The organism is Nocardioides luteus, from assembly GCF_015752315.1.
Classification (GTDB): Bacteria; Actinomycetota; Actinomycetes; order Propionibacteriales; family Nocardioidaceae; genus Nocardioides.
In genome coordinates this window covers 2,445,555-2,457,500 of the sequence record NZ_JADOVJ010000001.1, presented here as the reverse complement: position 1 = coordinate 2,457,500, position 11,946 = coordinate 2,445,555, and the positions used below count along the sequence as shown (strand labels likewise).

Annotated in this window: 11 protein-coding genes; 5 read left to right on the top strand and 6 right to left on the bottom strand. The window is 70.4% G+C overall.

Translation table 11 applies throughout. From position 1 onward, the window contains the following. Positions 1-16 precede the first annotated feature (16 nt). Together HD557_RS11815 and HD557_RS11810 are read right to left on the bottom strand one after the other, a co-directional pair. Positions 17-859 (bottom strand): MlaE family ABC transporter permease, encoded by an 843-nt coding sequence (locus HD557_RS11815; RefSeq protein ID WP_045549369.1) that lies wholly within the window; start codon positions 857-859, stop codon positions 17-19. A 7-nt stretch (positions 860-866) separates the two neighbouring features. Further along, positions 867-1,640 (bottom strand): MlaE family ABC transporter permease, encoded by a 774-nt coding sequence (locus HD557_RS11810; RefSeq protein WP_008360228.1) that lies wholly within the window; start codon positions 1,638-1,640, stop codon positions 867-869. 331 nt (positions 1,641-1,971) lie between these two features. Here HD557_RS11810 and HD557_RS11805 point away from each other — a divergent pair, with 331 nt between their 5' ends. After that, positions 1,972-3,213: a phospholipase D-like domain-containing protein gene (locus HD557_RS11805; RefSeq protein ID WP_196874019.1), complete on the top strand. Its 1,242-nt coding sequence runs from the start codon at positions 1,972-1,974 to the stop codon at positions 3,211-3,213. A 14-nt stretch (positions 3,214-3,227) separates the two neighbouring features. Here the strand turns inward: HD557_RS11805 and HD557_RS11800 are convergent, their stop codons facing one another. Genes HD557_RS11800 through HD557_RS11790 form a run of 3 tightly spaced genes read right to left on the bottom strand, consistent with a single transcriptional unit; the run spans position 3,228 to position 5,943 of the window. Next, entirely contained in the window at positions 3,228-4,139 is a 912-nt protein-coding gene (locus HD557_RS11800) for a DNA-3-methyladenine glycosylase family protein (protein WP_196874018.1), read from the bottom strand. Beyond that, positions 4,136-5,530: a serine hydrolase domain-containing protein gene (locus HD557_RS11795; RefSeq protein WP_196874017.1), complete on the bottom strand. Its 1,395-nt coding sequence runs from the start codon at positions 5,528-5,530 to the stop codon at positions 4,136-4,138. Before HD557_RS11795 ends, HD557_RS11800 begins: the two co-directional genes overlap by 4 nt. After that, positions 5,527-5,943 carry a MarR family winged helix-turn-helix transcriptional regulator gene (locus tag HD557_RS11790; protein ID WP_196874016.1) on the bottom strand — a complete coding sequence of 139 codons (417 nt, stop codon included), beginning with the start codon at positions 5,941-5,943 and terminating at the stop codon, positions 5,527-5,529. Before HD557_RS11790 ends, HD557_RS11795 begins: the two co-directional genes overlap by 4 nt. 52 nt (positions 5,944-5,995) lie before the next feature. Between HD557_RS11790 and HD557_RS11785 the strand changes: the two genes are divergently transcribed. Genes HD557_RS11785 through HD557_RS11770 form a run of 4 tightly spaced genes read left to right on the top strand, consistent with a single transcriptional unit; the run spans position 5,996 to position 10,443 of the window. Then, positions 5,996-6,580 (top strand): TIGR03086 family metal-binding protein, encoded by a 585-nt coding sequence (locus HD557_RS11785; protein ID WP_196874015.1) that lies wholly within the window; start codon positions 5,996-5,998, stop codon positions 6,578-6,580. A gap of 52 nt (positions 6,581-6,632) precedes the next feature. Next, positions 6,633-8,138: an ATP-dependent DNA ligase gene (locus HD557_RS11780; RefSeq protein ID WP_196874014.1), complete on the top strand. Its 1,506-nt coding sequence runs from the start codon at positions 6,633-6,635 to the stop codon at positions 8,136-8,138. A 56-nt stretch (positions 8,139-8,194) separates the two neighbouring features. After that, positions 8,195-9,658: a glycerophosphodiester phosphodiesterase gene (locus HD557_RS28975; RefSeq protein WP_196874013.1), complete on the top strand. Its 1,464-nt coding sequence runs from the start codon at positions 8,195-8,197 to the stop codon at positions 9,656-9,658. Between the two features lie 59 nt (positions 9,659-9,717). Next, complete coding sequence (locus HD557_RS11770) at positions 9,718-10,443, top strand: TetR/AcrR family transcriptional regulator (RefSeq protein WP_008360244.1); 726 nt, start codon at positions 9,718-9,720, stop codon at positions 10,441-10,443. 220 nt (positions 10,444-10,663) lie between these two features. Here HD557_RS11770 and HD557_RS11765 read toward each other — a convergent pair whose 3' ends face one another. After that, on the bottom strand, positions 10,664-11,944 hold the full coding sequence (locus tag HD557_RS11765; protein ID WP_008360246.1) for an acetyl-CoA C-acetyltransferase: 1,281 nt from the start codon (positions 11,942-11,944) through the stop codon (positions 10,664-10,666). Positions 11,945-11,946 lie beyond the last annotated feature (2 nt).

The following is an 11,946-nucleotide window of genomic DNA, read 5'->3' as shown; positions in this document are numbered from 1 at the left end:
CTGTTCGCCACCGTCCTCATCCCGTGATCCGGACGGTGGTCGTGGAGCCCCAGATCGCGAAGCTCAGGAAGAAGTCGGCGACGACGACGGTCACGATGGACGTACGGATCGCCTTGCCGACCGCGATGCCGACCCCGGCCGGGCCGCCGGAGGCGGTGTAGCCGTAGTAGCAGTGGATCAGGATGATCGCGACCGCGAGGATGATCAGCTTCAGGAAGCTGTAGAGGATGTCGATCGGCGGCAGGAACGCCAGGAAGTAGTGGTCGTACGTCCCGCCCGACTGCCCGTACATCAGCGTCGTGATCAGCCGCGGGCTGAGGTAGGAGGCGCACAGGGCGACGATGTAGAGCGGGATGACCGCCAGGAACCCCGCGATCATCCGGGTGGTGACCAGGTAGGGCAGGCTCGGCACGCCCATCGCCTCGAGCGCGTCGATCTCCTCGCTGATGCGCATCGCGCCGAGGCGTGCGGTGTAGCCGCAGCCGACGGTCGCGGCGAGCGCGATCGAGGAGATCAGCGGGGCGACCTCGCGGGTGTTGAAGAAGGCCGAGATGAACGCGGAGAACTTCGCGACACCGATCTGGCTCAGGCTCGCGTAGCCCTGGATGCCGACCTCGGAGCCGGCGAAGAACGCCATGAAGGCGATCACGCCGACGGTGCCGGCGATCATCGTCAGCCCACCGGCGCCGAAGGCCACCTCGGCCAGGATGTTGAGCACCTCCCGCTTGTAGCGGCGGATGGTGCGGGGCGCCCAGGCCAGGGCCTTGGCGTAGAAGAGCAGCTGGTCGCCATAGCCCTCGACGGCCTGGCGCTGCTCCTTGACGATCTGGTTGCCCACCTGGGCGAGCGTGTTGGACACCGGCGGATCACAACCCGTCCTGAGGAACGATCTGGAAGTAGACCGCGGTCATGATGGAGTTGAGGACGAACAGCATCATGAACGCGATGATCACGGCCTCGTTGACCGCTCGGCCGACGCCGCTGGGGCCGCCCTGGGCGTTGAGGCCGTTGTAGGCGCCGATGATCGCGGCCAGGAACCCGAACAGGGCCGACTTGACCATCGAGATGTAGAGGTCGGGCAGGCTGGCCAGCGCGGTGAAGCTCGACAGGAACGCGCCGGCCGAGCCGCCCTGGACGATCACCGTGAAGAAGTAGCCGCCCCCGATGCCGGTCGCGATGACGATCCCGTTGATCATCACCGAGACGAACAGGCACGCGAGGACCCGTGGGATCACCAGCCGGACGACCGGGTCGATGCCCAGCACCTCCATCGCGTCGATCTCCTCGCGGATCTTGCGCGACCCCATGTCGGAGCAGATCGCCGACCCGGCGGCCCCGGCGATGATCAGTGCGGCGGCCATCGGCGCCGCCTCCCTGACCACTGCGAGCACCGCGGTCGCGCCCGCGAACGACTGCGCGCCGAGCTGGCCTGCGAGGTTGCCGACCTGCAGGGAGATGACGGCTCCGAACGGGATCGAGACCAGCACCGCCGGCATCATCGTGACGCTGGTGATGAACCAGGCCTGCTCGAGGAACTCCCGGAGCTGGAACTTGGTCGTGAACGTCCCCTTGACGACCTCGCCGGTCATCAAGCCCATCCCGCCGACGCCTCGGACCAGCGAGGCGAACTGCACTGCCATCCTGCACCTTCCGCGAGGTCTTGTGACTCGGCTCACGTTTCGCCCAGTAGTAGAACACGTTTCAGTTCTGAGGGCAACGACCCGGCCCCGACGTGTCTGCGAACAGGGTGGGAGGTATTCAGGTCCAACGACTTACCCGCCAGTAGGTGACGGGGATCACAGATCCTCCACCCGGCGTCACGCCTCCGTGAAGGTCGTTCTCGCATGCTGGTCGGCGCCTGGCCGCGGCCGCAGGCGCCCTCGGCATGGGGTAGAAGTCAGCACCGGTGTGTCTGGGAGCGACGAGCCGGTTAGATTGGGGACTGTGATGAGACTGTCGCCGGGGGGCGTCATGAGGTTCCTACGCCGCCTGCTCCTCGCCGTCTTCGGCGTGCCGGTCGCGCTCGCCGTCGTGATGAGCCTCGTCGACGCCTACCGCAGCCGCGGCAAGCGGGCCAAGCCGTTCCCGGTCACGCCGCCGCGGACCAACAGCGTCGGCGACGGCACGGTCACGACCTACACCTTCGGCAACGACCTCTACGAGGACATGATCGCCGCCATCGAGGGCGCGAAGAAGCAGATCTTCCTCGAGACGTACATCTGGAAGGGTGACGAGGTCGGCCAGCGGTTCAAGCAGGCTCTGGCCGCGGCGACCGAGCGCGGCGTCGAGGTCTACTGCATCTTCGACGAGCTCGCCAACCTCGTGGTCCCGGCCCGTTTCAAGCGCTTCCCCGAAGGCATGCATGTGCTGCGCTACCCGACCTACGCGGCCGGCTGGCGATTCTTCGACCTCTCCCGCTACGGCCGCGACCACCGCAAGATCCTGGTCGTCGACGACACGGTCGGGTTCGTCGGTGGCTACAACATCGGGACCGCGTACGCCACCGAGTGGCGCGACACCCACGTGCGGATCACCGGGCCGGGCGTGTGGGACCTGCGCAGGGCGTTCGCCGACTTCTGGAACCTCAACCGGCGGCGGCCGCACCCGCTGACCCACCAGGCCGGCGCCGAGGGTCCGCTGCTCATCGAGACCGCGCCGTCGTGGGACCCGGATCTGCGCTTCCACCGCAACGTGCCGCGGCTGTGGATGTTCCCGATCCGCTCGATGTACCTCGAGGCGATCAACCGGGCCTCCCGCAACATCTACCTGACCACCGCCTACTTCGTCCCCGACGAGGACTTCGTGAACGCGCTCAAGGCCGCGGCGCAGCGCGGGGTCGACGTACGCATCCTGCTGCCGCTGAAGTCGAACCACGTCGTGGTCGACTGGATCTCGCGCGGCTACTTCTCCCAGCTGCTCGACGCCGGGGTGCGGATCCTGCGGTTCAAGGACGCGATGATCCACGCCAAGACGGCCACCGTCGACGGCTTCTGGTCGACCGTCGGCACCGCCAACATCGACCGCCTCTCGCTGACCGGCAACTACGAGATCAACCTGGAGATCTTCGACCGCGACGTCGCCAAGCAGATGGAGGAGATCTTCTCCCGCGACGAGTCCAACGCCCTGGAGCTGACCGCTGACGAGTGGGCAGCCCGTGACGTCCACCGCAAGTTCACCGAGCTCGTGCTGACCCCCCTGCGACCGCTGCTCTGAGGGCCTGCCGAGTCTCAAGAAGGCAGATGCGTCCGAGGCGACATCTTCGGCCCCCGCCGAGGCCGTTTCCCAGCCCCCCGATAGATCAGCGCCACCACGCGAGCACGGTGCGGCCGGAAACTCTCCAGATAGTCGCGAAGCCGGTCGTCGTCCCACGCCGCGTTGGTCAGCGCCCAGCCGACGTCCTTGGCGAGGTGGTAGTCGCCGAAGCTGACCGCGTCGGGGTCACCGAGAGCGCGCTGGCGGACCTCGGCGACGGTCCACTCACCGACGCCCGGGATGGTGGTCAGCCGGCGCTCGACCTCCTCGCCGGGAAGACCGGCGGTGCGCTCGACCGCCGAGGCGACGCGGGCCGCCTGCAGGACGGCCTTGGAGCGGGCCGGGTCGACCGGCAGACGCAGCCAGTCCCAGCTGGGGATGGCGCGCAGCGCCTCCGGCGAGGGCTGCAGGCGCAGCCCGTGGTCGGCACCGGGACCCGGGGCGGCCTCGCCGAAGCGGCGGACCAGGTTGCCGAAGCCGCGGAACGCCTCGTGGTTGGTCACCTTCTGCTCGATGATCGAGGGCACCAGCGCCTCCATGACCAGTCCGGTACGTCCGAAGCGGGGCACCTCGAAGCGTTCCAGCAGCGTCGCGAGCAGCGGGTCGTCGGTGCGGAACTCCTCCGGGCGGTCGTCGGCCCCGAGCAGCGCCGGCACCTGCTCCAGCGCCCACTCGGCACCCTCGCCCCACGCCTCGGACTCGACGACGGCGTCGGCGTCGCGCTGGCGCAGCCTGAGCGTGGCGGGTCCGTGCGGCGTACGGATGGCGCGCCAGTGGTCCTCGCCGATGATCTTGTACGTCGGGTCCCCGAGCCCGCGCCGCAGCGGCCGCAGCATCGAGGCGAGGCCCACCGCATAGCCCGGACGGACCGTCCGCTGCGCACTCATGCTTCGAGGCTAACCCGCGGGAAGACGCGGCTCGTGGTCAGATGCGTCGCCCGGCCGGACGGGTCGTGGCCGGTGAACCCGAAGACGTGGTGCACGCCGTGCAGCGGGTCGGCGGTGACGACCTGGTCGGCGGCGTACGGCAGGACCTGGTAGCTCTGCGGCTCGTCGCCGACGGCGGCCGCCTCCGGGCCGGGGATCTCCTCGACCCACAACCGTCCGTCGGGGGCCCGGCGCAGCGTCCAGTCGACGATCCGGGCGCGGTAGATGCCGAGCAGGCGGTCGGCGTCGAAGCCCGACGGCGGCTGCTGGGGCGGCACGGGGTCGGGGATGATGCGTACGCCGGCGAGGTCGTCGAGCAGCCGCCCGACGACGTCGTGGTAGAGCCCGTAGGTGTCGCCGCCGTTGGTGAGCAGCGCGACCGCGAGCCCGCGCTCGGGGACCATCCGGAAGAACGCCGACTGCCCGATCGTCTGACCGTCGTGCCCGACGATCCCCTGCCTGGTGTCGTCGAGGGACCAGCCCAGGCCGCGACCGTCGGACCGGGTGGAGGCGGGATGGTCGACCTGCCGGGTGAGGACGTCGGCGCAGGAGGCGGCCGAGACGACGCGGGTACCGTCGGCGGCCACGCCATCGGCCAGGTGCATGGCGGCGAAGCCGAGCAGGTCGCGTACGCGCATCGAGAGCATCGCGCCGACGGGACCGCTGGCCCGCGCCATCCCCCAGGACGGTCCCGGGCGGAGGACATGCTCGGGACCGGGGTCGATGTGGCCCATCGCGGTGCGGAACCGGATCGCGTCATAGGGCGTCGTGGCGAGGTGGGTGAGACCGAGCGGGGCGGCGAGATGCTCCTGGAGCGCCCGGTCCCAGGTGGTGCCGCGCAGCACCTCGACCAGCCGCCCGAGCACGGCGAAGCCCGCGTTGCAGTAGGAGAACCGCTCCCCCGGCGCGAAGATCTGCGGCAGGTCGCCCATCGAGGTGACGAACCGCTCGACCGCGTCGTCGCCGGGTCCGTGGTCGGTGAAGACGTCGCCCTCGAAGCCGGCGGTGTGGGCGAGCAGCTGGCGCACCGTGATCGTCCGGGCCGCCTCCTCGTCGGCGACCCGGAAGGTGGGCAGGTGGCGGACGATCTCGTCGTCGAGGCCGATCCTGCCTTCGTCGACGAGCTGCATCACCAGGTCTGTGGTCCACAGCTTGGTGATCGAGCCGACCTGGAACAGCGTGTCGGTGGTCGCCTCGACGCCGGTGTCGAGGTTGAGGATGCCGTGGGCGTGGTCGACGACCTGACCGTCGTGGAGCACGCCGACGGCCGCGGCGGGCACCCGGCGCCGCTTCAGCAGGTTCGGCAGCTCGTCCTGGAGCCAGGCCTGGGCCGCGGCGAGCGCACCGCTCATCGGCCGGCCTCGGCGAGGGTCGTCAGCGCCCGCTCGAAGCCGGCCCGGTCACCCGGGTCCAGGTCGGCCAGCAGCTCGGTCTCCATGGCTGCGATGGCCTTGCGACAGCGGTCGAGAACGCGCGAGCCGGCGGGCGTCAGGGACACGATCCGGTTGCGCCGGTCCGCCGGGTCGGGCTGGCGCTCGACCATGCCGTCGGCCTCGAGGCGGTCCAGGTTGCCGATCAACCGGGTCTTGTCGCGTCCGGTGGTCGCGGCGAGCTGTGCCTGCGTGGGCGCGTCCGACTCGGCCAGCGCGGTCAGCACCGCGTAGTCCCACATCTCCAGCCCCGCGGCCTCGAGGATCGGCTTCTCGCGCGCCATCACCTCGCGCATCAAACGGGACAGCAGGAAGCCGAGCTCGGGTCGATCCACCGCAGAATCGTAACCGCTCGACATATCGTCTACTTATGCTTACGATCAACACATGCTTACTTTTCCGGAGATGCTCGCGGAGTACGACCGCGCCCTCGACGACACCACCGCGCTCGCCTCCGAGGTGGCCGATCTGAGCGTTCCCACCCCGTGCGCCGACTGGGACCTCGCCGACCTGTTCGGCCACATGGTCGGGCAGAACCTCGGCTTCGCCGCCGCTGTCGCCGACGGCGACGCCCCTGTCGCTGCGTACGCCTCCGTGCCGGTGACCCTCGACGACGTCGCCCGGCGATGGCAGGACTCGGCCACCCGAGTCCGGGATGCCTTCACGGCCGCCGACCCGGAGGCGACGATCCACCTCGCCGAGTTCGGCTTCCGGCCGACCGTCGCGATGGCGCTGGGCATGCAGCTGCTCGACGCCGCCGTCCATGCCTGGGACGTCGCCACCGCCGTGGGACGCGCCTATCAGCCGTCGGAGGCGACCGTCGCCCTCGTCCTCGACCTGGCCCGCCAGATCGCTGCGCGGCCCAGCGGCACGCCGGTGTTCAGCGCGCCTCTCGGCGAGCACGGCACGGACCGGTGGCACGACGCCCTGCGCCTGCTCGGGCGCGACCCGGAACGGATGCCTGCCGCGTAGGCGACGCGCGAGGGCACGCCCGTTTGTCGGTGGTGTGAGGTTCACTGGAGGCATGCTGCTCGCCGACATCGTCTCCACCTCGAACACCGTCGCCGCGACCCGGTCGCGGAAGGCGAAGGTCGCCGCCCTGGCGGAGTGTCTCGCCGCCACGTCGCGCGACGAGCTCCCGGTCGTGACGGCCTATCTGTCCGGGACGCTCCTGCAGCGGCGTACGGGGCTGGGGTGGCGTTCGCTCAGCGCGCTCCCCTCACCTGCGGCCGAGCCGTCGCTGACGGTCGGCGAGGTGCACGAGGCGTTCGAGCGGATGTCCCGGGTGGCCGGGGCCGGCTCGCAGGTCGAGCGGGCGCGCGAGGCCGAGGCGCTGTTCGGCGCGGCGACGGAGTCCGAGCAGGCGTGGCTGCGGGGCGTGGTGACCGGAGAGGTCCGTCAGGGCGCCCTCGACTCGCTCGTCCAGGAGGCACTGGCGGTGGCGGCGCAGGTGCCGTTGACGGCCGTACGCCGCGCCGCGATGCTCGCCGGATCGACCGTGGTGGTCGCCGGGCTCGCCTTCGACGGCGAGGAGGCGCTCGCCGACGTCGGGCTGGTCGTGGGCAGACCCGTGCTCCCGATGCTGGCCTCCTCCGCGGGCTCGGTCGAGGAGGCGATGGCCAAGCTCGGCGAGGCGGTCATGGTCGACACCAAGCTCGACGGCATCAGGATCCAGGCCCACAAGTCCGGCCCGGAGGTACGCATCGCGACCCGCACCCTGGAGGACATCACCGCGCGGCTGCCCGAGGTGGCGGAGATCGTCGCCTCGTTCCCGGCCGACACGCTCGTGCTCGACGGCGAGGCGATGACCCTCGGCCCCGACGGACGACCGCGGCCGTTCCAGGAGACCGCCTCGCGCACCGCGACCCGGTCGGCGCCCGGATCGGCCGTGGTGCCCTACTTCTTCGACATCCTCCACGTCGACGGCCGCGACCTCATCGACCTCGCGCTCGACCAGCGCCTCGCCGAGCTCGACCGGATCGTCCCCGAGCAGCACCGGCCGCCGCGGCTGGTCACGGTGGACACCGAGGAGGCGGAGCGGTTCGCCAGCGATGTGCTCGCCGCCGGCCACGAGGGCGTCGTCGTCAAGGGTGTCGGCCTGCCCTGGGAGGCGGGGCGGCGCGGCTCGGGCTGGATCAAGGTCAAGCCCGTCCACACCCTCGACCTCGTCGTCATCGGCATCGAGTGGGGCTCGGGGCGCCGCAAGGGCTGGCTCTCCAACATCCACCTCGGCGCCAGGGGCGCCGACGGCGAGTTCGTGATGATCGGCAAGACGTTCAAGGGCATGACCGACCAGATGCTCGCCTGGCAGACCGAGCGGTTCACCGAGCTCGCCGTCGGCGGCACCGACGACTGGCAGGTGAAGGTCCGACCCGAGCAGGTGGTGGAGATCGCCTTCGACGGGGTGCAGCGCTCCACCCGCTATCCCGGCGGTGTCGCGCTGCGGTTCGCCCGGGTGGTCCGCTATCGCGACGACAAGTCGCCGGCGGAGGCGGACACGATCGAGACGGTCAGAATGTATCTTCAGTGACCTGATGTGGATACCGGGTGAAGGTGCGCCCGGCCGACCCCTTAACCTCACTGCGCGTGTCCCCCTACGCCCGCGTCGTCGCGCTGCTCGCGACGCTGACGATGATCTTCTGGCCCGTCGCCTCCGTCTCGGCGTTCGGACCCGCCAGGTCCGCCTCAGCCGAGGAGACGGCCGCGGCCCCGTCCCCCAGCGTCACCCGGCCGATCCTGCAGGAGACGTTCACGCTGAGCGGCTCGATCGGCTCCGGCGTCAGTCGGGTGGTGCGGCTGCAGCGCTATCACGACGGAGACTGGCAGGCGGTTCAGCGTCAGGTCGTCGCGACCTCCGGGCGGTACTCCTTCACCGTGGTCCAGTCCTCCTGGAGGACGCGCTGGCGGGTCCTGGCCCCCGGCATCGATGATCGGGGTCAGGACTGGCCGGAACGGGTCACGGAGCCGCGTACGCTCTTCGGGCAGCCGCAGGCCGTCACGACCAGCATGCCGAGGTCGGTGCGTGCCGGCAGCGCGGTGCGGATCACCCTCTTCGCCGCGCCCGCCCGGCCCGGACGGGTGCTCACCCTCCAGCGCGACAGCGGCCGGGGATGGGCGAAGGTCGCCGACCTCACCAGCGACGCGACCGGCCATGCGACGTACGCCTTCAGGACTCGGGACGTGGGGAAGACCCGGTTCCGGACGGTCGTTCGGGAGCATCACGGCGCGCCCGCGTTCGCGGGGCCCACGGCAGCCGTCTACGCCATCGGGAACAGACCGGTCGGCGTGATGGCCTGGCGCGGCGACTCGCTCAACTACCCGGAGAACACCCTGGATGCGTTCCGCAGCGCGGTGCGGCAGCGGGCCGACTTCATCGAGATGGACTTCCAGCCCACGGCCGACGGTGAGTGGGTCCTGCTGCACGACGACGACTTCAGGCGCACCACCGACGTCGAGACCCGCTTCCCCGACCGGAGGACCGCGAGTCCCCGCGAGTTCACGCTCGCCGAGGTGCAGTCGCTCGACGCGGGCTCGTGGATGGCACCGCAGTTCCGGGGCGTCCGGGTGCCGACCATCGAGGAGACCTTCGACGCCATCGAGACCGCCGAGCGGCTCCACGGGCACCGGGTGCGACTCGTGGTCGAGCTCAAGGGCGAGAGCGCCGCTGAGATGGGTGCGCTCTACCGCAAGGTCGTCTCGCTACGGCCCGGCTGGGTCTCCCGGACGGGCCACGACGACAAGGCGATCTTCATGAGCTTCGAGGCGAGCCACTTCGACTTCCCCGGCGCCGAGCGGACCGGGATGGAGAAGGTCGCGGTCAAGGACGAGCCCGATCCCGCGGACGTCCACGACGGCGCCTTCGCACAGGTGCACATCCACACCCGGCTGCTCGACGCCGCACTCGTCGACCGCTACCGCCGCCAGGGCGCCGAGGTCGGCACCTGGCCGGCGGTCGGCACCGCGTCCGTGCTCCGGGCGGCGGTCGCCGGGGTCGACTACGTCACCACCGATGACGTCGCCAGCGCTCGGAAGGCACTGCTCCAGCGGTGAGGTGTGAGGCCGCACACGCACAGTGCAACTCGGAGTTGCACACCGCGTACAGTGTGCTTGTGAGCACCCGACCACCGACCTCCTACTCCGCCTCGGGCTCCGCTTCGGCCCACGGATCCGCATCGGACGGCCGCCGCTCGGCCGCCGCCGCCCGACGACGCGCGCGTGAGGCAGACATCGTCGCGGCCACCCGCAGGCTCTTCGACGAGCGCGGCGTGAGCGACGCGCAGATCGAGGACATCGCCAAGGCGGTCGGCATCAACCGCGCGATCGTCTACCGCCACTTCACCGGCAAGGACGAGATCTTCGCGCTGACCCTGGTCGGCTATCTCGACGAGCTGCGCGAGCGGATGCTCATCGCAACCGAGGGCGACAGCTCGCCCATCGACGTGGTCCGCGACGTCGTCGGCACCTTCGTCGACTACGGGATCGAGCACCCCGCCTTCGTCGACTGCGCCCAGACACTGATGCGCCGCAGCGGCTCCGACCTGCTCGACGAGCTCTCCGAGAGCGCGCTGTTCCGCCTGGGCCGCGCGATGAACGGCTGCCTCACCATCCTCACCACGGTCTTCGAGGACGGTGCCGCCACCGGCGAGCTCCACGTGAAGGACGCCAACCTGCTGGCCAACACGCTCTACGCCTCCGGCCTCGGCGCCCTCCAGCTCGCCCGGGTCGGCATCCTGGTCTCCGAGTCCGCCCCCGGCGTACCCACCGTCGGCTCCGTCTCCCCCGACCAGGTCCGCGACTTCCTCGTCACCTCGGCCCTGGCCCTCACCGCCAAGTAGCCCCCGCCGAATCTGCTCTTCTGGCGCGTCGAGAATGCAGTTGTGGGCGACGAAACTCGAGTTTCGTCGCCCACAACCACCTATTCGGCCGCCATTTCTACCGATTCGGCGCAGGCGCAAAGTCGAGGCGTCACGTACGTCGGCCGAGCCGGCAGTCGGATGCCAGCTCGGCCGACGGGGAGTGACGCTTCGGCCGACGCGGGTGACGCCTCGGCAGGTTTTACTTCTCCAGGATGGCGACGACGCCCTGGCCGCCGGCGGCGCAGACGGAGATCAGGCCGCGGCCCGAGCCCTTCTCGTCGAGCAGCTTGGCGAGGTTGTTGATGATCCGGCCGCCGGTGGCGGCGAAGGGGTGGCCGGCGGCGAGCGAGGAGCCCTTGACGTTGAGCTTCTCGCGCGGGACGGTGCCAAGCGGGGCGTCGAGGCCGAGCTTGTCCTTGCAGAAGTCCGGGGACTCCCAGGCGGCGAGGGTGGAGAGGACCTGCGACGCGAACGCCTCGTGGATCTCGAAGAAGTCGAAGTCGTCGAAGGTGAGGCCGTTGCGGGCGAGGAGGCGCGGGACGGCGTAGGCGGGAGCCATCAGCAGGCCCTCGCCACCGGCGACGTAGTCGACAGCGGCGACCTCGGCGTCGACGAAGTAGGCCAGGACCGGCAGGTTCTTGGCGGCGGCCCACTCCTCGCTGGCGAAGAGCACGGCGGAGGCGCCGTCGGTCAGCGGGGTCGAGTTGCCGGCCGTCATGGTCGGGTTCTCGCCCTTGACGCCGAAGACGGGCTTGAGCGTCGCGAGCTTCTCCACGGTCGAGCCGGGGCGGAGGTTGTTGTCCTTCTCCAGGCCGCGGAACGGGGTGATCTGGTCCTCGAACCAGCCGGCCTCGTACGCAGCGCCCAGCTTCTGGTGCGAGGCGGCGGCCAGCTCGTCCTGGGCCTCCCGCGTGATCCCCCACTCGAGCGCGGTCAGCGCGGCGTGCTCGCCCATGGAGAGCTTGGTGCGCGGCTCCACGTTGGCCGGGATGTTGGGGATGATGTCGGCGGGGCGGAGCTTGGCGAACGCCTTGATCCGGTCGACATTGGTCTTGGCACGGTTGGCCTCGAGCAGGACCTTGCGCAGCTTCTCCCCCAGCGCGATCGGCGCGTCGGAGGTGGTGTCGGTGCCGCCGGCGATGCCCGAGTCGAGCTGACCGAGGGCGATCTTGTTGGCGATGTAGGTCGCTGCCTGGAGGCCGGTGCCGCAGGCCTGCTGCAGGTCGACGGCGGGCGTCTCGGGAGCCAGCTTCGAACCGAGCACCGACTCACGGGTCAGGTTGAAGTCGCGCGAGTGCTTGAGCACCGCGCCGGAGGCGACCTCACCGATGCGCTCGCCCTCGAGGCCGAAGCGAGCGGCGAGGCCGTCGAGGACGGCGGTGAACATCTCCTGGTTCGACGCGGTCGCATAGGCACCGTTGGAACGGGCGAAGGGAATGCGGTTGCCGCCCACGATGGCGACACGACGGGTGGTGGTCATGG

Excerpts from the sequence above, each read along its gene's own strand:
- HD557_RS11810 (WP_008360228.1), bottom strand. The coding sequence starts at position 1,640 with ATGGCAGTGCAGTTCGCCTCGCTGGTCCGAGGCGTCGGCGGGATGGGC.
- HD557_RS11805 (WP_196874019.1), top strand. The coding sequence starts at position 1,972 with ATGAGGTTCCTACGCCGCCTGCTCCTCGCCGTCTTCGGCGTGCCGGTC.
- HD557_RS11800 (WP_196874018.1), bottom strand. The coding sequence starts at position 4,139 with ATGAGTGCGCAGCGGACGGTCCGTCCGGGCTATGCGGTGGGCCTCGCC.
- HD557_RS11795 (WP_196874017.1), bottom strand. The coding sequence starts at position 5,530 with ATGAGCGGTGCGCTCGCCGCGGCCCAGGCCTGGCTCCAGGACGAGCTG.
- HD557_RS11785 (WP_196874015.1), top strand. The coding sequence starts at position 5,996 with ATGCTTACTTTTCCGGAGATGCTCGCGGAGTACGACCGCGCCCTCGAC.
- HD557_RS11780 (WP_196874014.1), top strand. The coding sequence starts at position 6,633 with ATGCTGCTCGCCGACATCGTCTCCACCTCGAACACCGTCGCCGCGACC.
- HD557_RS11765 (WP_008360246.1), bottom strand. The coding sequence starts at position 11,944 with ATGACCACCACCCGTCGTGTCGCCATCGTGGGCGGCAACCGCATTCCC.